The organism is Niveispirillum lacus, assembly GCF_002251795.1.
Classification (GTDB): Bacteria; Pseudomonadota; Alphaproteobacteria; order Azospirillales; family Azospirillaceae; genus Niveispirillum; species Niveispirillum lacus.
Map to the genome: position 1 here is coordinate 240,173 of NZ_NOXU01000024.1, position 22,226 is coordinate 262,398.

The 22,226-nt window shown below is 62.8% G+C and carries 20 protein-coding genes; 7 read left to right on the forward strand and 13 right to left on the reverse strand.

From position 1 onward, the window contains the following. Nucleotides 1-22 precede the first annotated feature (22 nt). Genes ptsP through CHU95_RS06900 form a run of 5 tightly spaced genes read right to left on the reverse strand, consistent with a single transcriptional unit; the run spans nt 23 to nt 4,015 of the window. Nucleotides 23-1,822, reverse strand: a complete 1,800-nt coding sequence (gene ptsP, locus CHU95_RS06880; RefSeq protein WP_094455038.1) for a phosphoenolpyruvate--protein phosphotransferase — start codon at nt 1,820-1,822, stop codon at nt 23-25. A gap of 24 nt (nt 1,823-1,846) precedes the next feature. Beyond that, on the reverse strand, nt 1,847-2,140 hold the full coding sequence (locus CHU95_RS06885; RefSeq protein ID WP_094455040.1) for an HPr family phosphocarrier protein: 294 nt from the start codon (nt 2,138-2,140) through the stop codon (nt 1,847-1,849). Nucleotides 2,141-2,184: 44 nt separating this feature from the next. Next, nucleotides 2,185-2,589, reverse strand: a complete 405-nt coding sequence (locus CHU95_RS06890; protein WP_094455042.1) for a PTS sugar transporter subunit IIA — start codon at nt 2,587-2,589, stop codon at nt 2,185-2,187. Beyond that, nucleotides 2,586-3,533, reverse strand: a complete 948-nt coding sequence (rapZ, locus tag CHU95_RS06895; protein ID WP_094455044.1) for an RNase adapter RapZ — start codon at nt 3,531-3,533, stop codon at nt 2,586-2,588. Before rapZ ends, CHU95_RS06890 begins: the two co-directional genes overlap by 4 nt. Then, nucleotides 3,530-4,015, reverse strand: coding sequence for an HPr kinase/phosphorylase (locus CHU95_RS06900; protein WP_094455154.1), 486 nt, complete (start codon nt 4,013-4,015; stop codon nt 3,530-3,532). The genes rapZ and CHU95_RS06900 overlap by 4 nt, the downstream gene beginning before the upstream one ends. Nucleotides 4,016-4,236: 221 nt before the next feature. Here CHU95_RS06900 and CHU95_RS06905 point away from each other — a divergent pair, with 221 nt between their 5' ends. Genes CHU95_RS06905 through CHU95_RS06915 form a run of 3 tightly spaced genes read left to right on the forward strand, consistent with a single transcriptional unit; the run spans nt 4,237 to nt 6,315 of the window. After that, nucleotides 4,237-5,067 carry a TSUP family transporter gene (locus tag CHU95_RS06905; RefSeq protein ID WP_094455046.1) on the forward strand — a complete coding sequence of 277 codons (831 nt, stop codon included), beginning with the start codon at nt 4,237-4,239 and terminating at the stop codon, nt 5,065-5,067. A 9-nt stretch (nt 5,068-5,076) separates the two neighbouring features. After that, nucleotides 5,077-5,871 (forward strand): HesA/MoeB/ThiF family protein, encoded by a 795-nt coding sequence (locus CHU95_RS06910; protein WP_094455048.1) that lies wholly within the window; start codon nt 5,077-5,079, stop codon nt 5,869-5,871. Nucleotides 5,872-5,892: 21 nt separating this feature from the next. Further along, on the forward strand, nt 5,893-6,315 hold the full coding sequence (locus CHU95_RS06915) for a DsrE family protein (RefSeq protein WP_094455050.1): 423 nt from the start codon (nt 5,893-5,895) through the stop codon (nt 6,313-6,315). 36 nt (nt 6,316-6,351) lie between these two features. Here the strand turns inward: CHU95_RS06915 and CHU95_RS06920 are convergent, their stop codons facing one another. From CHU95_RS06920 to CHU95_RS06930, 3 genes are all read right to left on the reverse strand, one after another. Further along, nucleotides 6,352-7,260, reverse strand: coding sequence for an RNA polymerase factor sigma-32 (locus tag CHU95_RS06920; protein ID WP_094455052.1), 909 nt, complete (start codon nt 7,258-7,260; stop codon nt 6,352-6,354). 206 nt (nt 7,261-7,466) lie between these two features. Continuing rightward, the gene (locus CHU95_RS06925; RefSeq protein WP_207762403.1) at nt 7,467-9,578 is read right to left on the reverse strand and encodes a protein-disulfide reductase DsbD family protein; all 2,112 of its coding nucleotides are present in this window, start codon (nt 9,576-9,578) and stop codon (nt 7,467-7,469) included. 70 nt (nt 9,579-9,648) lie between these two features. Continuing rightward, nucleotides 9,649-10,710 carry a lysine-2,3-aminomutase-like protein gene (locus CHU95_RS06930; protein WP_094455054.1) on the reverse strand — a complete coding sequence of 354 codons (1,062 nt, stop codon included), beginning with the start codon at nt 10,708-10,710 and terminating at the stop codon, nt 9,649-9,651. 93 nt (nt 10,711-10,803) lie between these two features. Here CHU95_RS06930 and CHU95_RS06935 point away from each other — a divergent pair, with 93 nt between their 5' ends. Beyond that, nucleotides 10,804-11,154, forward strand: a complete 351-nt coding sequence (locus CHU95_RS06935) for an iron chaperone (protein ID WP_165772055.1) — start codon at nt 10,804-10,806, stop codon at nt 11,152-11,154. Nucleotides 11,155-11,287: 133 nt separating this feature from the next. Here CHU95_RS06935 and CHU95_RS06940 read toward each other — a convergent pair whose 3' ends face one another. The 4 genes from CHU95_RS06940 to CHU95_RS06955 all read right to left on the reverse strand — a co-directional run bounded on the left by CHU95_RS06940 (nt 11,288) and on the right by CHU95_RS06955 (nt 18,546). Continuing rightward, complete coding sequence (locus CHU95_RS06940) at nt 11,288-13,105, reverse strand: DUF885 domain-containing protein (RefSeq protein WP_165772056.1); 1,818 nt, start codon at nt 13,103-13,105, stop codon at nt 11,288-11,290. A gap of 149 nt (nt 13,106-13,254) precedes the next feature. Next, complete coding sequence (locus CHU95_RS06945; protein WP_094455058.1) at nt 13,255-15,066, reverse strand: potassium/proton antiporter; 1,812 nt, start codon at nt 15,064-15,066, stop codon at nt 13,255-13,257. A 278-nt stretch (nt 15,067-15,344) separates the two neighbouring features. Beyond that, a complete protein-coding gene (locus CHU95_RS06950) occupies nt 15,345-16,340 on the reverse strand; it encodes a DUF6607 family protein (protein WP_094455060.1) in 996 nt (331 codons plus the stop codon). Nucleotides 16,341-16,350: 10 nt separating this feature from the next. Beyond that, nucleotides 16,351-18,546 (reverse strand): TonB-dependent hemoglobin/transferrin/lactoferrin family receptor, encoded by a 2,196-nt coding sequence (locus tag CHU95_RS06955; protein ID WP_094455062.1) that lies wholly within the window; start codon nt 18,544-18,546, stop codon nt 16,351-16,353. Nucleotides 18,547-18,855: 309 nt separating this feature from the next. On the opposite strand from CHU95_RS06955, the gene CHU95_RS06960 reads away from it, so the two are divergent. Beyond that, on the forward strand, nt 18,856-19,308 hold the full coding sequence (locus CHU95_RS06960) for a hypothetical protein (protein WP_094455064.1): 453 nt from the start codon (nt 18,856-18,858) through the stop codon (nt 19,306-19,308). Nucleotides 19,309-19,392: 84 nt separating this feature from the next. Here CHU95_RS06960 and CHU95_RS06965 read toward each other — a convergent pair whose 3' ends face one another. Beyond that, a complete protein-coding gene (locus CHU95_RS06965; RefSeq protein ID WP_165772057.1) occupies nt 19,393-20,148 on the reverse strand; it encodes a SapC family protein in 756 nt (251 codons plus the stop codon). 359 nt (nt 20,149-20,507) lie between these two features. Between CHU95_RS06965 and gcvA the strand changes: the two genes are divergently transcribed. Both gcvA and CHU95_RS22375 read left to right on the forward strand, forming a co-directional pair. Then, nucleotides 20,508-21,410 (forward strand): transcriptional regulator GcvA, encoded by a 903-nt coding sequence (gene gcvA, locus CHU95_RS06970; RefSeq protein ID WP_094455068.1) that lies wholly within the window; start codon nt 20,508-20,510, stop codon nt 21,408-21,410. A gap of 62 nt (nt 21,411-21,472) precedes the next feature. Continuing rightward, complete coding sequence (locus CHU95_RS22375; RefSeq protein WP_165772058.1) at nt 21,473-22,219, forward strand: ImuA family protein; 747 nt, start codon at nt 21,473-21,475, stop codon at nt 22,217-22,219. Nucleotides 22,220-22,226: the final 7 nt, after the last annotated feature.

A 22,226-nucleotide genomic window follows, 5' to 3' on the forward strand; every position in this document is an offset into this window, starting at 1 on the left:
CGTCGGGTAACACCGCTTCAGATTACCCCAAGGCTTCGTTGAAATCATCCAGAAGGGCGGCAATCCGTCCGCTGTCAGTCTGCCCCATGATCATGCCGGCGCGGCGCGCGGCTTCGCGCAGGTCCATGCCCCGTACCCGTCGCTTGACCAGGGGCAGATTGCCCGGCGCCATAGATAATTCACGCACACCCAGACCCAACAGCAGGGCGGCATAACGCGGATCGCCCGCCATTTCACCGCAGACCGACACGGGAATGCCGGCCCGCCCCGCCGCCTCCACAGTAAACTGTACCAGCCGCAGCACGGCGGGGTGCAACGGATCATAGAGATAGGCCACCTGTTCATCGCCCCGGTCGATGGCCAGCGTGTATTGGATCAAGTCATTTGTACCTATGGCGAAAAAGTCGGAAACCGAGGCCAGACTGTCGGCGGCCAGGGCGGCGCCGGGAATTTCGATCATCGCGCCCAGAGGGGGCAGCGGGTCAGCAATGGCGTGGCCTCGACGCAGCAGGCGACGAGCCACAGCGCGCATCAGGTCCCGCACCTTGCGCATTTCCGACGGGTTGCTGATCATTGGGACCAAAATGCGGATCGGCCCGTGAGCACCAGCGCGCAGCATCGCCGCCAGTTGCGTCTCCAGCAGCTTGGGCTCCTTCAGGCCCAGGCGGATAGCACGCAGTCCCAAGGCCGGATTGGCTGGCGTGGCAAAATGCTCGGCCAAGGCACCCGCCAGCTTTTCACCCCCCACATCCAGCGTGCGAGCCGTGACGGGTTTGCCCTCCATGGCGATCACGAGATCACGCAACACCTGATACTGCTCTTCCTCTCCGGGCAGATCATCACGGTTCATGTACAGAAATTCGGTACGCAGCAGGCCAACCCCCGCTGCACCGCCATCGCGGGCCCCATCCAGTTCGCGCGGCAATTCCAGATTGGCATTCAACGTGACATTGGTGCCATCGCGGGTAATGGCGGGCAGCCCGGCCAGGGCTTTCAACTGCTCCCGCTCCGCCCGCCACAGGGCTTGGCGCTGCCGGTAATCGGCCAGCACATCGTCCGACGGATTGATCAGGACACGGCCGGCGCGCCCGTCGACAACCACGAGGTCACCGGTCTCCACCCCTTGCAGCAGACCGGCAGCGCCCAACACGGCAGGCAAGCCCAGCGACCGTGCCATGATGGCCGTATGGCCTTCCGCCCCACCCAGCACGGTGGCGAAACCGCCGATGCGGCGGGGGTCCAACAGGGCTGTATCGGCGGGCGACAATTCCTCCGCCAGGATAATGGCGCCATTGGGCAATCGGGAGAAGGCCTGATAAGGCGTTTCCATCAGGTTACGGATCAAGCGTCGCCCGACCTCGCGCACATCGGCAACGCGCGCAGCCAGATAGGCATCGTCCATGGCGGCAAAACTCTGCGCCAGAACCGTGATCTCCTGCTGCACCGCCGACTCAGCATTCAGATGTTCAGCCCGGATACGCTTTTCCACCCCCCGGATCAGGCGCGACCCCGACAGCATGGCCTGATGTGCTTCCAAAAGGGTGGCCACATCGGCAGCGGCATCAGCAGGCAAGGTGCCAGCCTTGGATTTCAGCTTGCCCAACTGGCGGCGTGCCTTTTCCACAGCGCCGTGGAATCGGCCCACTTCCTCGTCCACGGCAGTGTCGGCTACACAATATTCCGGCACCTGGATGGCACCAGCTTCCATCACATGGGCGGGGCCAATGGCAATGCCCGGTGAAACACCCAAGCCCCGCAGCAGGCGTTCAGCCGTGGCGGCGTCCCCCGCGCCAGGGCGGGCGGGATGCTGTCGCGTGGTCATGGGCGGGCACTCCCCGAACGTTTCTTAGTCTTCGCCGAATTTATCGTCGACCAGCTTGGTCAGGGCATCCAGCACCTCAAGGGCTTGATTGCCGGTCGCCCTGATATCAATCGTTGTATCGATACTGGCTGCCAGCATCATAAGCCCCATGATGGAGACGCCGGATACGATATTATCGGCCCGTTCAACCTCTACCTGTGCGTCGTAATCGCCGGCCAGCTTCACGAACTTCGCTGCCGCGCGGGCATGCAGGCCGCGGCGGTTGCGGATAGTCACTGTTCGCGACAGGGCGCCGGGGGGCAGGATGCTTTCGCTCATTCACGAGAACCGCACAGAAAGGGGATAGGAAGGGACAAAGGGGGTCAGCCGTCAGACAGCAGGGCGGACGCAACGTTGATATATTTCCGCCCCGCCTCCTGCGCCGCTGCCACGGCGGTTTTCAGATCGGCGCCGGTTTTGCGCACAGACGCCAACTTGATCAGCATGGGCAGGTTCATGCCGGCGATTACCTCCACCTTGGCGCGGTCCATGATGGAAATGGCCAGATTGGAGGGGGTGCCGCCGAACATGTCGGTCAGCACCACAACGCCATCGCCGCTATCGCACTTGGCTACATCGGTGAGGATGTCATTGCGGCGCTGCTCCATATCGTCCTCGGGCCCGATACAGACGGCGCATACCTGTTTCTGCGGGCCGACCACATGCTCCATGGCGGCAATGAACTCCACAGCAAGATTGCCGTGGGTGACAAGGACCAAGCCAATCATGCGTTTTCCCTCAGGTTTGTGCCGGCAGCCGCCCGGTCTTCGGGAACGGGGGGCGGTGCCTGTTCCTTGCGGTCGAGGTCGCGATGCGCCTCGCCCACCTTGTATCCCCGCTCCATCAGCCAACGGGCCAGATTGCAGGTAATGAAAACCGATCGGTGGCGGCCGCCGGTGCAACCGATCGCGATGGTCAGGTAATGCTTGCCCTCCCGCACATAGCGGGGCAGCAAAGGTTCCAGAAGCCGGGTCAGATTACCGAAAAATTCGGCATAGTCCGGGTCGCGGGTAATGTAATCGGCCACCGGCTGGTCCATTCCGGTCAGGGGCCGCAAGTGTTTGTCCCAATGCGGATTGTCCAGGAACCGCACGTCGAAGACCAGATCAGCCTCACGCGGGACGCCGTGACGGTAGGCAAAACTGGTGACGAAGATCGACAGGCCTGGCCCGCCATCCAACCGGAACAGCCCCGTCAGGTGACGCCGCGTGTCATGAACGGAAAAATTCGTGGTGTCCACCACCTCATCTGCGCTGTCGCGCAAGGGTTGCATCAGCACCCGCTCGGTGGCGATCCCATCCAGAACCGGTCTGTCCAGCGCCATCGGGTGCGGGCGGCGGGTTTCGGTGTAACGCCGCTGCAAGGCATCGGCATGGGCATCCATGAACAGCAACCGCACCCGCAGGTCCGGACGCCCGCGCAGCAGCGATATCTGGGCCAGCAGCGCCTGGGTGTTGAAATCGCGGGTACGGCTATCAATGCCAATGACCAGCGGCCGATCATGCGGTTGGCTGACCAGGGGCTGCAACAAGGACAGGCGCAGATTATCCACCGCTTCGTAGCCAAGGTCCTCCAAGCATTTCATGGCCGTGGACAGGCCACTGCCGGACATGCCGGTAGCGACGACAATCGGCAGACGGCCATCGGGGCCCAGGCCGGTGGAACCGTTCATGCCTGCCCCCCCTGGGTGGTGGCCGCGACCAGTTCCCGCCAGGAGGCTTCCCCCGGTACCAGTGGCCAGCCACGGGCGAAGGCGGCCATGGCCAGGCGCAGTTTGGCCGGGGTAGAGACATGAAACGGGTTCAAACAGATACGGGCTACGGCCACGCCGGCAATGACTTCAAACCCCGGATCGGGAAGCCGTTGCTCATCTTCGCCGAGATCGACGATCAGGCCCAAAGGGGCCGCATCCAGAGCCGGCACCGGCAGCACACCCAGGCCACGAACCTCCATCAGGCCGGCTATGGAATGCGGGCAGCAGGCAGTCAGCCCCCCCTGCCCATCCATGATCAAGTCGACACGGTCATCAGCCACCAGACGCGCCCCGTTATCGATCAGGCGCAGCGCCAGATCGGACTTGCCCGCACCTGACGGACCCCGCAGCAGCAGAGCGGTTCCATCGATCGCGACACAGCTTGCATGTATCTGAACCATGATCACCAACGGCAGGGATCAAAGGTCCGGGCGGGCATAAAGCCGCCACCCATCCACACCATGCTCCGGCATCCCGGCCATCCCGCTCCCGAGTTTCACAGGAACAACCTTCTTAGCAAACGCGGGAGCAGGGAGCGAGGGTAATCGGCAGACGCACGTGTGCCGGACTGTCACCCGACACCGCCACTTCCCCCGCTCCTCTGTACCCCGTATCAGTATCAATGCGTCTCCCCATTGCCCAATGGTCGATCTTGCCCGAACTGCTGACCCCTGACCTCTTGGTCTTTCTGGCCTGTGCCGCACTGCTGGCCGGCTTCATTGATGCCATTGCCGGCGGGGGTGGGCTCATCACCATTCCGGCGTTGCTGTCCACGGGCATGCCGCCCGCCGCCGCCCTGGCAACCAACAAGTTGCAGGGTAGTTTCGGGACCGCCATGGCCACCATCACCTTCTGGCGGGCAGGGCAGATCGAGCTGAAAGCCATGGCCTTCACCGTCGCCTGCGTCTTTGCCGGGTCAGCCGCAGGTACGCTGCTGGTGCGGATGACAGGTACCGGTTTCATGATGGCGCTGATCCCCATTCTGCTGGTCGCCATTGCTGTCTATTTCCTGTTCAGCCCGCGCGTGGGTGACGTGGAGGCGAAGGCCCGCATGACCCTGCCGGCCTTCAGCCTGACGGTCGGAATCGCGGTTGGCTTTTATGATGGGTTTTTCGGGCCGGGCACGGGCAGCTTCTTTGCGCTGGGCTGTGTGGCGCTGCTGGGCATGAATATGCGCCGCGCCACGGCCAACACCAAGCTGCTGAATTTCACCAGCAATGTGGTCAGTCTGGGCGTCTTCGCCTTGGGGGGGCAGATTGTCTGGAAGGCCGGCCTGATCATGGCGCTAGCGCAGGTGATCGGTGCGTGGGCCGGCAGCCATGCTGCGCTGCGCTTTGGCACCAAGCTGGTACGACCGTTGCTGGTCATCGTCTGTCTGGGTATGACCATCCGATTGGTGGCGCAACCCGACCACCCTCTGTATCTTCTCGTCCGCGACCTGTTCGCCGCCTGAGGAACTGTCATGCGCGACCTCACCGACAGCCAGATCGACCGTTACGCCCGCCATATCATGCTGCGCGAGGTTGGCGGAAAGGGGCAGTCGACGCTATTATCCTCTTCCGCCCTGATCGTGGGTGCCGGGGGCCTGGGTGCACCGATGCTGCTGTATCTGGCCGCCGCCGGGGTGGGGCGTATTGGCATTGTCGATGATGATGTTGTGGATCTGTCGAACCTGCAACGCCAGGTGATCCATGACACCCTTGGCATCGGCGTCGCCAAGGTGGAGAGCGCAGCAGCCCGCATCGCCGCCATCAACCCTGATGTAAAGGTGGAGGTTCAAAAGACCCGCCTGAATCGGTCCAACGTGCTGGACATTATCCGCGGTTATGATGTTGTGGCCGACGGTACCGACAATTTTGCCACACGCTTCTTGTTGAACGACGCCTGTTATCTGGCCGGCAAAACGCTGGTCAGTGCCGCCATGCTGCGCTTCGACGGGCAGCTATCCACCTTCAAGGCGCATCTGGGTGACCCGCACCCCTGCTACCGTTGCATTTTCCGCGAACCGCCGCCGCCCGGTATGATCCCATCCTGTTCCGAAGGCGGGGTGCTGGGTGCGCTGGCCGGCACCATGGGCAGTCTGCAGGCCGTAGAGGTGCTAAAGGAATTGCTGGCAATCGGTGACAGCCTGTCCGGTCGTCTGCTGATGTATTCAGCGCTCGAGACCAGCTTTCGTACCGTAAAAATCCGCCGTGATCCGGACTGCCCTGTCTGTGGCACGCACCCGACCTATCTGGACCTGTCTCACCATCAATGAAACCACGCCGGGAGCGTCTGCATGTCCGACGGTAAATGGGGTCTGGTTCTGGTGATCCAGTCCGGTGGTTATGACCGTGTGCATTATGCGCTGGTCACCGCCGCCGCCGCGGTTGCCACAGGCCGGCCGGTAACCCTGTTCTTCACAGGACGGGCCCTGCCGGCGCTGCTGGCGGGAGAAGGCTGGAAACGCCTGGATTTCTCTGACGACGGCACCAGCCCCGAGGCACGCGATGCCACTCTGGCCCTGCGGGGGGTTGGCACCTTCGACGAATTGCTGACAGCGTGTGCAGAACTGGGCGTGACTTTCCTGGCCTGTGAGATGGGCTGGCGGGCGCTGGGCATCCGCGAACCATCCCTTCGCCCTGACCTGCATGTCGAAACCACAGGCATGGTCAGCCTGTTGGCTCAGGTGCGACAAGGGGACCATATGTTGTTTGTCTAAAGGGCCCCAGTCAGTCCTTTCGCACTCAGCCGCTTGTCAGGCCATCGCCATCACGCCCATCCGACGGCCCAGCGCCATCGGCGGCGGCAAGGTGGCAGCCTCGGCTTGGGCGCGGACACGGCGGACGACCTTTTTATAAGCGCCACTCTCGATCTGACGGATTCGCTCTTTGCTGACCCCATAATGACGGGCCAGGGTTTCCAGCGTGACCGGGTGGTCCGACAGGTTGCGAGCGGCAAAGACGTGCCGTTCTCGTTCCCCTAACTGGGTCAGCGCGTCCTTCATCAAGGCCCGACGGGCCTTCAGTTCGCTTTGGTCGACCAGCAACTCCTCAACACTTTCCCTCTCATCGGCCAGAAGGTCGATGGCTTCATGGTCGCCATCATCACCCACCGGCACATTCAACGAGGCGACTGGGGTGGCAAAACGGTGTTCCATCTCACGCACATCTTCGATGCTGACATCCAGGGTTGCCGCCACCTGCTGCGCCTCGGCATCACTCATCACCCGGTCATGGATGCCCAGCCTGCGCTGAGTTTGACGCAGATTGAAGAACAGGCGCTTCAGCGTGGCGGTATTGCCGCCCTTCAACATCGACCAGTTATGCAGGACAAAGGACTGAACCTCCGCCCGAATCCACCACAGCGCATAAGTCGCCAGCCGGAAACCACGAGTGGGGTCAAAACGCTGGACTGCCTTGATCAGCCCGATATTCGCCTCTGACACAAGATCGGCAACGGGCAGGCCGGAACGGGCATATTTGCCTGCGACCTTCACCGCCAGGCGCATATGGGATCGGACAAGCTGGTCGAAGGCGCGGCGATCCTGCCTTTCGGTCCAGTCGCGCGCCAATTGCGCCTCCTGTTCGGGCAGCAACATGGGATAACGGTTAGCCTGGGCCGTGAAAGTCCGCAGGAACTCGGTGCTTTCGTTGTAACTGGCCATGGTCTTTCTCCCCGGACAGGGCGAGGCCGCAGCAGCGGCCGACCGCGCCTATCCTGCTTAGAATAATTCTAAGATAGGGTGCCTATACCGGGGCCGCAAGCCCACCCTGGGTCATATCCACAAGAACATAGCGCCCCATGGCTGCCAGCAATGCTGAGTGTGCCCCCCCAAGAATGGGGGTGGAAGGTCCTGGCGGCGCGATCGGATCAGGTGGCGGACAACGCGTCCAGCACAATGCCTTCTGTCAGGATCTGCGGCAGGATCACCGGTTCCAGCTTACCCGGCAGATACAGCAGGTAAAGCGGCACACCGCTGCGACCGTGGCTTTCCAGCACACGGGCGATGGTGGCATCGCGGTTCGTCCAGTCACCCTTCAGATAGGTAACACCTTTGTCCTTGAGCGCCTGCTTGACGGTGTCGGTCGACAGGGACGTGCGTTCATTGACCAGACAGGTGACACACCAGGCGGCGGTGAAATTGACAAAGACCGGCTTACCCTGGCCCCGCAGTTCCGCCACACGCGCCTCGCTCCATGGTTCATAGTCGGCACTGCCAGCCGTGTCTGTGCCACTGGCCGGGGCAGGAGCGGCAACAGGGGCCGCCGTGGTCGCGCCGGCCACGGCACCGCCCACTGCCAGCAGGGCGAGCACACTGCCCAGCGTTCGGCCCAACCCGCCCGACAGGCGTGTCTGTCCATAGACCCAGGCGGCAAAGGCCAGCACCACCATACCGGCCAATACGGTCGCCAAGGCCGCCGGCCCCGCCTGGATCGACAGGACCCAGACCAGCCAGGCGGCAGACGCATAAAGCGGAAACGCCAGAGCCTGCTTCACCCGCTCCATCCACAGACCGGGACGCGGCAGACGCCGGAGCAAGGCGGGGGAGAAGGACAGGGCTAGGAAAGGCAATGCCATGCCCAGCCCCAGGGCCAGGAACACCGACAGGGCCACCGGCCAGGACTGGGTGATGGCGTAGCCCAAGGCTGTGCCCATGAACGGGGCCGTACAGGGTGTGGCGACCACGGTGGCCAGGACACCGGTAAAGAAGCTACCGGCCAGCCCGTCACGCCCGGCCAATCCCTGCCCGACTCCCATCACCGACCCGCCCAGCGTAAATACGCCCGATAAGGACAGGCCGAGCAGCAGCATGACATAGGCCAGAATGGCGACGACCAGCGGATCTTGTAGCTGAAAACCCCAGCCTATGGCGGCCCCACCGGCGCGCAGGGCCAGCAAGGCCCCAGCAACGACCGCAAAGCAGGTCAGCACACCCGCCGTATAAGCCACCCCATGCTGACGGGCATGGCCAGGTCCGTGCTGCATCAAAGCCAACGCCTTCATCGACAGCACGGGAAACACGCAGGGCATCAGGTTCAGCACAGCACCACCCAGCAAGGCCAGCAACAGCGCCATGGCCCAGCTTGTCTGTTCCGCCTCTCCTGGAACCGCAGCGCTGGCCGGGCCGATGGCGGCCGCCACCGCGAAGGCATGGTGCAGTTTCTGTCCGTCCAATTCCTCGGTAAAGGTAAGAACACCGGTAATGGGCGCCGGCGGCAAGGGGCCACCAGAAGCCAAGGACAGGCTTAATCCCTGGCTGTTAATGACCAAGGGCTGCGGCTCGTTCGATGCGGCCACCTTGTAATCATGCGGGAAGAAAAACGCGTCACTGATTTTCCCGCGATCCAGACCGGGGGCCGAAAGGGTCAAGCGGTGGGTCTTATCACCGGGCGACAGGATCGCCGGAAATGGGCTGGGTACCGGCAGACTGGCGCGCGCCTGGCTGAACAAGGCGGCGGCGTCTGGCTCGACCGGGGCGGCACTCCCGGCCACCACCGGGATATTGATCGACAGATCGGCCGATTCAGGGATGCAAATATCCTCACAGACCAGCCAGTCCACTTTGGCATCCAACGTCACCGACTGCCCAGGCGTCGCTGTCGCCGGCACGGTCAGCGGGACCAGCAGATGCACCTGATCGGCATAACCAAAATTGACCAGCGGGCCGATGGCAAAGCGGCTGGGGGCGGGCCAGGTAATGGCGTCGGCCTTCCAACCTTCCGGCAGGGTCCATTTGATTTCTGTCGGGATGCCGCTGTCACCCGGATTGATCCAATAGGTGTGCCAGTGCGGGCGGATATTTTGGGTCAGGGCTGCCCATACTGTCTGTCCCGGTGCAACGCCTGCTGTTTCCAGCGTGATGAAGGTTTCCACATTCTCCGTGGCCGCCAGATTGGAGCGGACAGGTGCCGCCTGCACGGCACTGGCCAATACCAGGGCGGACAGAATGGAAAGGCCCAGTTTCTTCATCACGGCAACCATGCAGGAGACACACCCTCCTTATGTAGTGCGGCCGATGGCGAACGGCCAGTGCCGGTTTGCCCCACAGCGATCAGCCGCGATAGGGGTGATGAGTGCCACGTGGGTCTTCGACCCGCCACTCGCCATCGTCCCCCGTGGGGGTCAGATAGCTTTCGGTCAGGGGCACCTTTCCATGACCCCCGGGGATATCCAGGATATAGGTCGGCTGGCACAGGCCCGACACGTCGCCGCGCAGGGATTTCATCAAGGCGCGTCCCTGCGCCACCGTGGTACGGAAATGGCTGGTCCCCTTGGCCAGATCGCCATGGTTCAGGTGGTAAGGCTTGATGCGGTTGGCCACCATGGTACGGAAAGTGCGGGTCAGCGTCTCCACATCATCATTCACGCCGCGCATCAGCACGCTTTGCCCCAGCATGGGGATACCGGCATCGACCAACCGCGCAATGGCGGCTTTGCCTTCTTCGCCGAATTCCCGCCAATGATTGGAATGAAGCACAACCCAGGTCGCGATACGTCGCCCCTTGAGGGCAACAACCATCTCTGCGTCAACCCTCGCCGGGTCCACCACCGGCACGCGGGTATGAATACGCACCAGGCCCAGATGCGGAATGGCGTTCAGGCGCGCAATTATCTCCCCCATGCGCCGCGGCGACAGGATCATCGGGTCGCCCCCAGTCAGGATGACTTCCCAGATCTGCGGGTTGCCCGCGATATAGGCGATGGCAGCGTCCAATTCATCGGCGTTCAGGGCGTCCGACCCTGGGCCCACCATTTCGCGCCGGAAACAGAAGCGGCAATAGACCGGGCAGGCATGAACGGGTTTCAGCAGCACCCGGTCCTTATAGCGATGGACGATACCCTTCACCGGGGTGAACGGATCATCCCCGATGGGATCGGCCAGTTCTTCGTCCCGTATCGCCAGTTCCCGTGCATCGGGCAGGAACTGTCGGGCTACCGGATCGGAGGGATCGCTGGGATCAATCAGGTCAACGATGGTTGGTGTCACCGCTACCGCAAACTGGGCAGCCACCCGTTCCAGGGCCGGTAAAGACGAACCGTCCACCAAACCGTGATCGGCCAGATCGCGGACATGGCGAAGGGTTTTGGGACGGGAAGCAGGATCGCGTGGCATGATGGGACTTATGGGCGTCAAGACGACCCGCCTGTCAAGCGGCGGGCGGGCGGGGCGGTCATGCTTGGTCGTCCAATGCTGGAGAAAAGGATCATGGTGCAGTCCAAGGCCACCACCGTTGAAACCTATCTGGCAGAGGCGGACACCACTCGTCGGCCCTGGCTGGAGAAACTGCGCGATGTGGTGCGCAGCAACCTTCCCGGTCATGTGGAGGGCATGCAATGGGGCATGGCCGTCTATACTGTCGACGGCAAGCCCATCATCGCCTTTGCCAGCCAGAAACAATACGTGTCGGTGTATCTGACCGGGGTGACGGTCCCTCCCGCATATCAAGAACCCTGGTCACGCCTTGATCATGGCAAGGGCTGTGTGCGGTTCCGCAAGGCTGAGAAGATCGAGTACGACCTTCTGGCAGCCATCCTGCGCGATGGGGGCAGGCTTTAATCATCACGCTTGCCCCGCCCCCCGGCCAACCGCTGGCAGGACCCGACGCCACCCCGGCAGCAGTTTGAGACAATACTCAACATCTCCCTGTCATTCCAGGCTGGGTATACGCCGAAACCCCTGATGCTGGGACTTAAAGTTTGGACCAAGCCTCAACTTGCTCTTGCAGCATGGTCAGCGGCATGCGGCCATTCTTCAAGATCGTGTCATGGAAACCTTTGATGTCGAACCTGGCCCCCATCCGCCTCTTCGCGGCCTCGCGCAGTTCCAGAATCTTCAGCATGCCGATCTTGTAGCTGGTGGCCTGACCGGGCCAGCCGATATAGCGGTCGATCTCCCGCGCGGCCCCGCCTGGGTCCATGGCAGAGTTCGTGGTGAAATAATCGATCGCCTGCTGCCGGGTCCATTTGTTGGCATGCAGGCCCGTATCCACCACCAGCCGGATGGCCCGCATCAGCTCCGCCTCCAGCCTGCCATAGTCATTATAGGGGTCTTGGAAGAAGCCCATCTCCTTGGCCAACTGCTCGGTATAAAGCGCCCAACCCTCCCCATAAGCGGAATAGCCGCCGCCGAATTTCTGGAAATCGGGCACGCCGGTCAGTTCCTGGGAAATGGCCACCTGCATGTGATGGCCGGGAATACCTTCATGATAAGATAGGGTTTCCAGCCCAATGCGCGAGCGGGCGCGCATGTTGGACAGATTCACATAATAGATGCCAGGACGGGAACCATCGGGGGAGGGACCGTTGTAAAAGGCACCGGGCGAGGATTTCTCGCGGAACGGCTCCACGGCCCGCACCTCCATCGGCGCCTTGGGCTTCAGGTTGAAGACCAGATCCAGCTTGGGCCGGATGGCATCGACATAATCGGCGGCCTGCTTTAGATAGGCGGCCCGGCCTTCCGCGCTGTCGGGATAATAAAACTGATCATCCTGACGCGTGAACTGGAAGAAGGCGGCCAGATCGCCCTTGAAATCCACCTGCTGCATGATGGCCCGCATCTCGCCATGGATGCGCTTAACCTCTGCCAGACCGGTGGCATGGATATAGTCTGCCGTCAGCGGCAGCGAGGTCCAGCGCTTCAGGCACGCAGCATAGAAGGCCTGACCCTCGGGCAGGCGCCAGACACCATGGTCGGGGTTGGACCGGGGGGCCGCCCCTTGCAGCCACTTGATCAAGGACAGATAGGCCGGTGCAACCGCGGTCCGCATGGCGTCGGCGGCCTGTTCCACCAATGCTGCCTTGTCCGCCTCGGGCAGGTTCAGCTTGGCGATCTTGGCACTGATATCGGTGAAGATGGGCGCCTGTAACGTGGATTGCGGTTCCACGGGGCTGCCCTTGATCTGGTTGCGGCAGGCCTGGATCAGGTCGGGAAAGAAATATCGGGGCGGCAGCACGCCGGCGGCATCGGCCAGACGCAACCGTTCCTCCACCTGTCCGAAATAGCGCGGGAACTGCCGCAGTCGGGCGATATAAGCCTCGGCATCGGCCCGGCTTTCCACCTTGTGCTGATTGATCATCTGCACGGGCAGGTTCACATGCGGCCCGCCGACCAGGGTCAACGGGTATTGATGGTGGCGCCACCGGAAATCATCAATTTCGTCCTGGGCCCGCTCCCGGAACAGGCGCGCATAGAGCCGCGCCTGCGGCGACAGCTTCTCATCAGGGAAATCGCGGGCCAGACGGGCCAAGTCCTGCCGGTTCTGCTCAATGTCGGCCAGGGCGCGGGCCTCACTGACATCATCAAGCTGGTCATACAGCGTCTTGCGGCCCAACTGCATGGCGCGCAAAGGGCTTTGCGCCACATCGCGTTCGAAGGTTTCCGCGAAGAAGGCGTATAGCGCTTTGTCAGCCGGGCCTTCCTGCGCCAAAGCAGGGGCAAAGGCCGGTGGCAACAACGCCAGCGTGGCGGTACCCCCACCTAACGCCAGGAGATGACGACGAGAAATCATGGAAACACACCCGTTATTCTTTATGTCCGATGAAAGCAGGGTGCCTGCTTGGCAATCCACGTCAAGGACTTGATTGTATTGGCCCCATAGCCGGCCGCACAGGCGGATAGGACCGCTTGCCCCCCCAGCGGCCATGATCATCCGCCGCTTCAATCCCCGCCGGCTTCCTGCCGGTGCCGTGGCTTGGACAGGCGTCGACGGATACGGGTGCCATAGGCCTGCAACTGTTGGCGGAACCCGGCCCATCCGGTGGCCGGCGGGGTGAGGTCGATGCCCACCACCTCTGCCTCTCCCGCCTTCAGGCTGACGACGATCAATTCCATTTCACCAACGCGCACGCGGTCACCCAGGGATGGATCATGGCCCAGACGGCGGCGGATCAGATCGGACAGGGTCTGTGTCGGATCGTCGCCAGCATCAAACCCATACATGCCACCCACCGCCATGGCTGGCATGTCACCCTGGATTTGAAAGTCGCCGGCGGGACGGTCTTCGTCAAAGGTATCGACCTTGCGACCAAACAGCCGGTCCATGACAGCCAGCGCCGACCCGTCGCCCATGGCCAGAACGGTATCGCCGGGCTGCAGGCGGTGAGCATCTTCCGGCCGGACAGGGCGACCGTTCTGGATCAGGGCCAGAAGCTGCACCGACTCAGGGATGATCAGTTTACCCCGCCCACGCTTGGCAGCTTCACTGTCGCGGGCCACCGTGAACACGGCCAGTTGCCCCGACCCATCAGGCAGGTCGACATCGGCGCGGCTGGGCGGTTCGGGCTGTGGCGGAGCCAGGAGACCCAGGAGCCGGGCTGAAGGCCCAACGGTCCAGCCCTGAATCAGAAGCGACAGCAGCACAACCACAAAGGCAACGGCAAAATAGGCCTGGGCGTTGGGCACGCCCGCCAGAACGGGAATGGCCGCCAGCACAATGGGGACAGCACCACGCAGCCCCACCCAAGAAATATAGGTCAACTCTGTCAGGGTGAACCGGAAGGGCAGCAGCGAGGCAAAGACTGCCAGCGGCCGCGCGACCAGCATCAGACCCAGCGCCACCAGCGTGCCAGACAGAAGATACGGCCCCAGCAGCGACGGGGTGACCAGCAACCCCAGCATCACGAACAGCCCGATCTGTGCCAACCAGGCCAGACCATCATGGAACCGCCGGATCAGGCGGTCGGCCTTATGTGGGCGATTGCCCAGGATCAGACCCGCCAGATAGACGGCCAGGAAGCCCGATGCCCCTGCTGCCTGCGCTCCACCGAACACGAACAGGGAAAAAGACAAGGCCAGGATCGGGTACAGGCCATCGGCCAGATCCAGCCGATTAACCAGCCAGACCAGGGCATATCCAGCCGCGACCCCAAAGATCACGCCACCGACCATTTGTTGAATCAGTTCAAGCAGCAGATGCAGCGGTTCCACCCCGGCGGGGCTGATCAAAATGGTGACAGCCAGCAGAGTCAACAGCACCGCCATTGGATCATTCAGACCCGATTCCACCTCCAGCGTCGCAGAGACACGGCCACGAAGGGCCAGACCACGCAGGTTCAGCAGAAAAAAGACCGCCGCCGCATCGGTGGAAGCGATGATTGACCCAACCAGGAATCCTTCTTTCCAGCCGACCCCCATGACCAGACAGACCAGTGCCCCCGTCACCACGGCGGTGATCAGGACACCGGCGGTCGCGAGGCTGAGTGCAGGCCAACGGGCCAGGCGGAACGTGTCAGTATGGGTGCGCAGCCCACCGTCGAACAGAATGACGGCCAACGCCGTGGACCCGAACAGATAGGCCAGCTTGAAATCACCGAAATGGATGCCCCCCGGCCCATCTTCCCCAGCCAGCATACCCAAGCCAAGGAAGACCAGCAGCAGCGGGGCGCCCAGGCGCGAGGAGATGCGGCCAGCCAGAATGGCCAACAGCAGCAGCAAACCCGCCAGGAAGATCATCTCATTGATGGCTTCCACACCCGCACCTTCCTTCGCGCCAACAGCCCTACCCGACCAATATGGCACAAAGGGTGAAAGGCATGGCTAATTCGCAACGATTGTGACCTTTTGGGCACAGGTTGGGAAACTGAACGAAAGGATAGGAACGGCCGGCAGATCCAACCAAACGGCCTATATACACAACGGCGAGGCGGGGCGCCGCAAAGCGAACGGGCGGATCAACCCAAGCTGATCCGCCCGGCCGCATTCCATCCGGGACCCCGATGCCCAATACCACCGGTCCCCCCGGATGCGCGTCACCCCCGCGACGCGCCGGCCGTGGCGGCGGCCGGTCCTGTGGCGCCGGTGATCAGGTGGCGGGCCTGGGACACGGCATCCGCCGTTCCCGTCTCTCCCTTTGCCACCTTCCCGGCGAGTTCCATGAGTTGCTTGCCCGTGCTGGAGCCGTTGTCCGCCTCCTGCACCAGATGGATGCCGCCATGCTGAGCGGCGATGTCGTCCCAGTGCTTGCGCACAGCGGCCCAGAAGGTAGCGGTCTTGGCCATGTAATCATCCGCCGCCTGGAAATCGAAATCGGTGGAGGGCACGTAGCTGTTCAACACCACCTCATGCACGATGGTGGTCAGCTTGCCGTCGCGCATCCCGGCCTTGGCATTGTCCTGCTCATGCACCCAGCCCTGATGCGTCAGCGCATGGCGGTTGGTGCCAAAATAGCGGTCATAGATCGGCTTTCGCACGGCGTCGCGCCGCGCCAGGGGACGGCCCGTCTCCCCGCTGATCCAGCGATGTTCACCGCGATCATGCTTCCATTGGCCTACCCCGCCATAGCGCGGGCTGTCATCGGTCTGCCAGACCGTCTGGGCCCAGGCGTCGGTGCGCTGTGCCGCCGGCACGGGTGTCACCTTCCACTGATCCGGCCCCTCATAGGTCAGCACCGTTTCCGGCTCATAGGTCCAGTCCTGCCGCCAATGCTTGATGACGACAGGCTTGTCATCTTCACCCTTCACCACCAGCAGGTGCTGCAAACGGATGGTGCGGCCCGTATCCTCGATCACGCGCACCGCCTCAAACCCGCCGCTGCGTTTCGGCTCGATCGGCTCATAGCCGGGGGCGATAGCCACCGTCTCCTTGAAGTCAAACTTCACCCGGTAGGTACCGGCCATGGCCAGGATGGCGGCACGATCGGCATTGAAGGCAGTGCAGTCGGGCTTGCCGCAATCGACCTGGGCGGCGGCGGGCAGCGTGGCCAGCAGGGCCAGGGCTGCCAGACCGGCTTTCAGAGACTTGTACATCGGGGGTTCCTTAGAAGCTGACGGTGAGCGAGGCGCTGAGATTGCGGCCGGGCTGGGTGTAGCTGTCGCGGATGGTAGAACTGGCGGCCAAGCCGCGCACATCGCCCCACCACCAGTATTTCTGGTTGGTGATGTTAAACAGGCCGGCGCGCAGGGTGGCGAAATCCGTCACGCGCCAGCGGGCGGTGGCGTCCAGCACGATGAAATCGCCGGGCGCGAAACAGCCGCCGGTACAGGCAGTGCCAATCCGGCCCGCCGATTTCTTCGCTGAATAGATGGCCGAGATGTCGCCGCCGAAGCGGCCCTCGGTCGGTTCGTCCCAACTGACGCCCAGCGTCACCTTGACAGGATCAATACTGTCCAGCGGGCGCTTCACCCCGGCGGTTTCCTGGTCACCCTTGGCATAGGCGGCCCCGCCGATCAGGCCCCAGCCCTGACCAACATCCCAGTTGGCCTTGGCCTCTAGCCCATGGATCGTCACCTTGTTCAGGTTCACATATTGATATGTCGCAGGGCTGGCGGCCGTGAAATTGCCCGAGACCAGCACCTGTTCGATGAAATCATCGTACCAGCCCTTAAAGCCGGTGACGGCCGCCTGCCAGTCATCGCCGCGCAGGCGCAGGCCCAACTCCACCGTCCGGCTGCTTTCCGGCTTCAGGTCAGGGTTGGAGATGGAGCGGTAATTCTGCAACGGGTTGGCAAAGCCGTTATTCACCTGAGACGGGGCCGGAGCCTTGAACCCTTCGGCATAATTGGCAAACAGGCCGGCATGGTCGTTCAGCCAGTAAAGGGCTGCGAATTTGGGAGACAGATGGTCATCGCTCTGCCCCGTTGGGGTGCCCACGAACAGCGGATCGGTTTTGGGATCAATCTTGTAATAATCATAGCGCAGGGCGGGATAGAGCGACAGCGCGCCGCCCAACAAGGTCACCTCATCCTGGATGAACAGGCCGGCCAGCGTATGGTCGGTGGTCGGGAAGGCGCGGGTGGGATAGGTCTCCCCCGCCGGCGGCACGGTGCCATCGCGGGTGCCCAGTTGTTCGGTCAGGGAGAAATCACCGCCATAAACCATCAGATGGTCGATGCCATTGCCCTTGATGGAGGTGCTGGCATCAACATTCAGGCCCGTGACCTTGTTGTCGAAGGTATTGATGCGCAACCGGTCGGCGGCGGTATTACGGTCCTCGGCGGAATATTGCCGCGTGTCGCTGTCCTGTCGGTAAAGCGTCCAATGCAGGCTGTCGATCATGCCGCCATCGGCGGGATCATAGCGGTGATCCAGGCTGACCCGGTCGCGGCGTACCGTATCATGCGCCCTGAGACCGATGACGCTGGTCGCGACCAGGGGCGGTACGGCGATGGCCGTCAGGACATCGGCCTCCATGTCGTGGTCAAACAGCTCATAGGTCAGACGCAGCGTATGTTCCCCCGTCGGCTGCCAGACCAGCTTGGCCAGGGCCGAGTTATCGGCAATGTCCTGCGGGTTGGCGGCGGTGCGGGTGATGTTGGCGGTCTTGATCGCGCCCTTATTCTCCGTCTCCTTGGCGTCGCGGCGGTTATAGGCCAGCATGGCCGACCATTTGCCCGCCTTGCCGGCCAGGACCATGCCCTTGCCCCAGCCCCGGTCGGCCTCGCTGTAACCGGCCTTGACCTCCCCGCCATAAACTTTGTCGCCCTGGATGAAATCGACAGGGTCCTTAGTCACAAAGCTGACGGCACCGGCCAGCCCGTCGGAGCCATAAAGCGCGGATGCCGGCCCGCGCAGGATTTCGACCGATTTCAGCAGGTCCAGATCGACATAGTCGCCACGGCCAACGGACTGCCCGCCAAAGGCGAAGGCGTCAGGTGCGCGGATGCCGTCGGTCTGGATCAGGACACGGTTGCCCTCCAGACCCCGGATGTTGAAGCCGCTATTGCCGTCGCGCCCCGTGTTGGCCCCGGCGGCCGTGAAACGGGTGGGAGAAGAACGGACGGAGACACCCGGTTCATGGCGGATCAGGTCTTTAATGTCGGTGACCAGCCGGTCCTTCACCCTTTCCGCCCCGATGACGCTGACCGTTGCCGGGGCATCCACAGTTTCCTTTGGTGTACGGGTGGCGATCACCGTGATCTCACTGACCTGCATGTCGGCGGCTTCGGCCACCTGACTATCCTGGGCCCTTGCCGTGCCGGCCAAGGCCAGCAAAATCAGGGGCAACGCCGTCATGTTCCGGCAACTCACGATCCCACACTCCACACTCGTTTGCGAACCATTCTCAATATCATTAATAAGAATGCGGTTGAGAATCAATATCATTTTGACGAATGCACTGATCATGTCAGAAGCGTGGCGGCAGGGTCTGGATAAAGGCGGCACAATGTCAGGCATGGCGCGGAAAAGCCGTTGAGTTTCCGAGGCTTCGCCTCAGGTCCGTCAAAGCATCGCCATGGCTCCAGCGCTTCATGAACCTGTCGGGCGACAGGCGGCACCAAACGGTAACGCCTCCCAGACAGAAGATGAAACCTGGAGGATCGAATGCGTGGCACTGTGATGCTGATGACCGGCCTGACCCTCGCTCTGCTGTCCAGCGGCGCCCAGGCGCAACCAGTTGGTGGCAATGGCACCGCTGCACTGGGCGGCACGGTGCAGGGCGTTGCGGGTATCGGTGCCCAGGGCACAGGCAGTGTGCAGAGCAGCCTGAATGCCAGCTCCACCCTGGATCGCGTCCATGGACCGGCCAGTCGCCTGAAGCATGAAATTGCAGCCAAGGCGGAAACGGCCGCCGATACGGCCAAGGGCACCGCAACGGGAACTGCTGCCAAGGCCATGGAGACGGCGAACGTCACCGGCGGGTCCACCGAATCCAGTGTCGAAAGGCAGGCGAGCCCGACGGCCGACAGCAACACACCAGATGTGAAGACCCCGGCCGTGAAAGCCAGCACGACCACTGGGGCTTCGGTGGAAACCAAGCCGGCGCAACCGCAGTAATTGCTGCCAAACTTCAACGAAAACGGCCCCGGCGGGAAACCACCGGGGCCGTTCCATTTCCTGCCTGTGGCAGCAACAGACCGATCAGACGCCCTTGGGCAGACGGTCGATCAGGTTCTGCCAGCGGCCCAACGACACAAAATGCGCATAGACCAGACCGATCCAGTTGCGCTTGCGCCATTCCAAGAAGGTCTCATCCGGCAGTTCGTTGAACTTCTGCTCGTCAATGACGCGGAAGCCTGACAACGACAATTGCTTGCCTTCCGGCGTCACCACCTCGGCGCGCTGATCGACCAGCAGGCCCAGTTTTTCGACCTCTTCGCAGAAAAGCTGGGTCTGTCGGGCCGACTGGTTGAAGGCCACACAGTAATTCAGGATATCTTCGCCTTCCTTGGTCCCCTTGCCGTCCTTGAACAACGGCAGATCGCCCTCGGCCCCCTCACCACGGATCAGGATTTCCTCATCCTCTTCCATGATCAAGACCAGACGCTTGTCCTCCGGCATCTCGACAAGGATGAACGGATAGCGGCCGATATAGGCGGGGATCTGAGCATTGTAAGCCCAGGTAAAGTCTTCGCGCAGAAACAGGTTCTCACCCGCCCGCAGACCCAGCAGGGCCATGACACCAGCCGACGGGCCGGGGCCGAATACCAGCGGGTAATGGTTCTGCAACTGCGGCATCTCTTCCGCCAGCACCGGTACGGCGTGGATCTTGGACGCGTAGCGGAAGGTACGATTGCGCTTCACCTTCACATTGGCGTGATGCTGCGCGCTCACGGCAACGGGATTCTTGTACAGAAGCGGCATCTGGGGGGCGTCGGCGTTGGCGACGTCGGTCATCTTGGTCGGTCCCGGCAATCTGTCAGTCATGGGGCGGCCGTCCGCCCGTCACTGGGGTGCCTCTCAACTGCCGCAAACCACCCCCCCTGTCAATGCCGGTGGCACGGGGAAACGGGCGAAAACCGGCAGGAAAGAAGGCTGAATAGCGTGGCAAAGGGCCAACTGGCGGGATCAGGGATGAAGGTTCGGCGGGACATGATGGCTGCTCCTGGCAAAGATCGTCTGGATGTTGGGGTCATCATCGCGGAAGCTTGGCTTGACGTCGAATATCAATCAAATACAGTCGCTGTAGCTTTTAGTTACATCGAACCCACAAATGCCCTTCATCACCGTGGGGCGCTGACCCTGCGGAGATCACGATGCGCCGCCTGCCGCCCCTGACCCAGTTGCGCGCCTTTGAGGCGGCGGCACGTCATGAAAGCTTAAGCCGGGCGGCGGAGGAACTGAATGTCGCCCATCCTGCCCTGTCGCGGCAGATCCGGGATCTGGAAGTCTGGCTGGGCTGCAAGCTGTTCACCCGGCATAATCGGGGTTTGATGCTGACTGATGCGGGCCGTGCCTATCGCGACGCGGCGGTCGCGGCCTTCGACCTGATCGAGGGGGCGACGGGTCTGTTGCGTGCAGCCCCGCCCGTGGCAGGCCGGTCACGCCTGATTCTGTCGGTGGAACCCTCTTTTGCCCAGCGCTGGCTGATCCCACGTCTGGGCGACTTCCGCGCCCGCCATCCGGAGGTGGAAGTCGTGGTTGACGCCACCCGTGTCGCCGCCGATTTCCGTAAGGGCGGGGCGGACCTGGGCATCCGCTATGGCAGCGGCCCCTGGCCGGGCCTGCAGGCGCAGCTTCTGTCTGTTGTCGTGAATTTCCCCGTCTGCGCTCCCTCTCTGGCCAGCAGCCTTCCCCCCGATCCGGCTCATCTGCTGAAAGGCGACCTGCTGCTGGAGGAGATGGACATGCCCTGGCACGCCTGGTTCCGGGCGGCGGGTGTGGTGGTGACCGCACCCTTGCGCGGCACCCGCTTTTTCGATGCAGGCAACGCCATCGATTCGGCCCTGGCCGGACAGGGGCTGGCCCTGGGTGACACGATTCTCGCGGCCGATGATGTAGCGGCGGGGCGGCTGGTGCGTCCCTATCCACAGACCGCCATCTATGATGCTTATCATCTGGTGGCCCCCACCCCGCATTTCCGTCGCCCGCCTGTGAAGGCTTTCGTGGATTGGGTCACCGCCACGATGCAGGCCTTCCAGGCCGAACGGGCGGATTGATCCAATCCGTCCCCACCTGATTCAACACTTGCCAAAAAGAACAAAACAAGAACAATAACCCCATGACCGACACGATCCCCACCATCGCCGCCCTGCGGGAGCGGCTGTCCATCATGGACCGGGTCCGCCCGCCCAAGGGGTGCGCCGCCCTGTCGCTGGGCCTGGCCTGTCTGGATGCCGCATTGCCTGGGGGCGGGTTGGTGCGGGGTGGTGTCCATGAATTCCTGCCGGCCCCGGCTGATGCGGGATGCCATGGTTTCGTCGCGTCCATCCTGTCGGGTCTGCCACCCGGTCCCATCCTGTGGTGTCGGTACCGGGACAAGGGCGACCCGTTGGGGCTGGCCGAGATGCCCTATGGGCCGGGCTTGGCAGCTCTGGGCCTGGATGCGGGGCGTCTGATCCTGATACGGCCTGACAATGCTGATGACGCGCTCTGGGCGCTGGAAGAGGCGTTGCGCTGTCCAGGGCTGGCCGCTGTTGTCGGGGACGGGGTGATGCCCGGCCCGGTGGCCGGACGACGCCTGCAACTGGCGGCGGAGGATGGGCAGACACTGGGCATCCTGATCCTGCCCCCCCTGGGCCGCCCTCCCCCTTCCACCTCTCTGACCCGTTGGCATGTCACCTCCCAGGGGGACCGGCCAGCCCATGAGGATGGAGGCAGACCCCGCTGGCTGGTGTCGCTGCTGCGGGCGCGCGGTGGCGGATCGCAGGGGCGTGCAAGCAGGTGGGAGGTTGTTTGGGATGACACGGCGTTTCGTCTCCGTCTGGCTCTGCCGCTGGCCGACGGACCAGTGGCGGCGGCGGAATAAGGTCGAG

Coding starts and splice junctions, on each gene's coding strand:
- ptsP (WP_094455038.1), bottom strand. CDS start 1,822: ATGACCACGCGACAGCATCCCGCCCGCCCTGGCGCGGGGGACGCCGCC.
- CHU95_RS06885 (WP_094455040.1), bottom strand. CDS start 2,140: ATGAGCGAAAGCATCCTGCCCCCCGGCGCCCTGTCGCGAACAGTGACT.
- CHU95_RS06890 (WP_094455042.1), bottom strand. CDS start 2,589: ATGATTGGCTTGGTCCTTGTCACCCACGGCAATCTTGCTGTGGAGTTC.
- rapZ (WP_094455044.1), bottom strand. CDS start 3,533: ATGAACGGTTCCACCGGCCTGGGCCCCGATGGCCGTCTGCCGATTGTC.
- CHU95_RS06900 (WP_094455154.1), bottom strand. CDS start 4,015: ATGGTTCAGATACATGCAAGCTGTGTCGCGATCGATGGAACCGCTCTG.
- CHU95_RS06905 (WP_094455046.1), top strand. CDS start 4,237: ATGCGTCTCCCCATTGCCCAATGGTCGATCTTGCCCGAACTGCTGACC.
- CHU95_RS06910 (WP_094455048.1), top strand. CDS start 5,077: ATGCGCGACCTCACCGACAGCCAGATCGACCGTTACGCCCGCCATATC.
- CHU95_RS06915 (WP_094455050.1), top strand. CDS start 5,893: ATGTCCGACGGTAAATGGGGTCTGGTTCTGGTGATCCAGTCCGGTGGT.
- CHU95_RS06920 (WP_094455052.1), bottom strand. CDS start 7,260: ATGGCCAGTTACAACGAAAGCACCGAGTTCCTGCGGACTTTCACGGCC.
- CHU95_RS06925 (WP_207762403.1), bottom strand. CDS start 9,578: ATGGTTGCCGTGATGAAGAAACTGGGCCTTTCCATTCTGTCCGCCCTG.
- CHU95_RS06930 (WP_094455054.1), bottom strand. CDS start 10,710: ATGCCACGCGATCCTGCTTCCCGTCCCAAAACCCTTCGCCATGTCCGC.
- CHU95_RS06935 (WP_165772055.1), top strand. CDS start 10,804: ATGGTGCAGTCCAAGGCCACCACCGTTGAAACCTATCTGGCAGAGGCG.
- CHU95_RS06940 (WP_165772056.1), bottom strand. CDS start 13,105: ATGATTTCTCGTCGTCATCTCCTGGCGTTAGGTGGGGGTACCGCCACG.
- CHU95_RS06950 (WP_094455060.1), bottom strand. CDS start 16,340: ATGTACAAGTCTCTGAAAGCCGGTCTGGCAGCCCTGGCCCTGCTGGCC.
- CHU95_RS06955 (WP_094455062.1), bottom strand. CDS start 18,546: ATGACGGCGTTGCCCCTGATTTTGCTGGCCTTGGCCGGCACGGCAAGG.
- CHU95_RS06960 (WP_094455064.1), top strand. CDS start 18,856: ATGCGTGGCACTGTGATGCTGATGACCGGCCTGACCCTCGCTCTGCTG.
- CHU95_RS06965 (WP_165772057.1), bottom strand. CDS start 20,148: ATGACCGACGTCGCCAACGCCGACGCCCCCCAGATGCCGCTTCTGTAC.
- gcvA (WP_094455068.1), top strand. CDS start 20,508: ATGCGCCGCCTGCCGCCCCTGACCCAGTTGCGCGCCTTTGAGGCGGCG.
- CHU95_RS22375 (WP_165772058.1), top strand. CDS start 21,473: ATGACCGACACGATCCCCACCATCGCCGCCCTGCGGGAGCGGCTGTCC.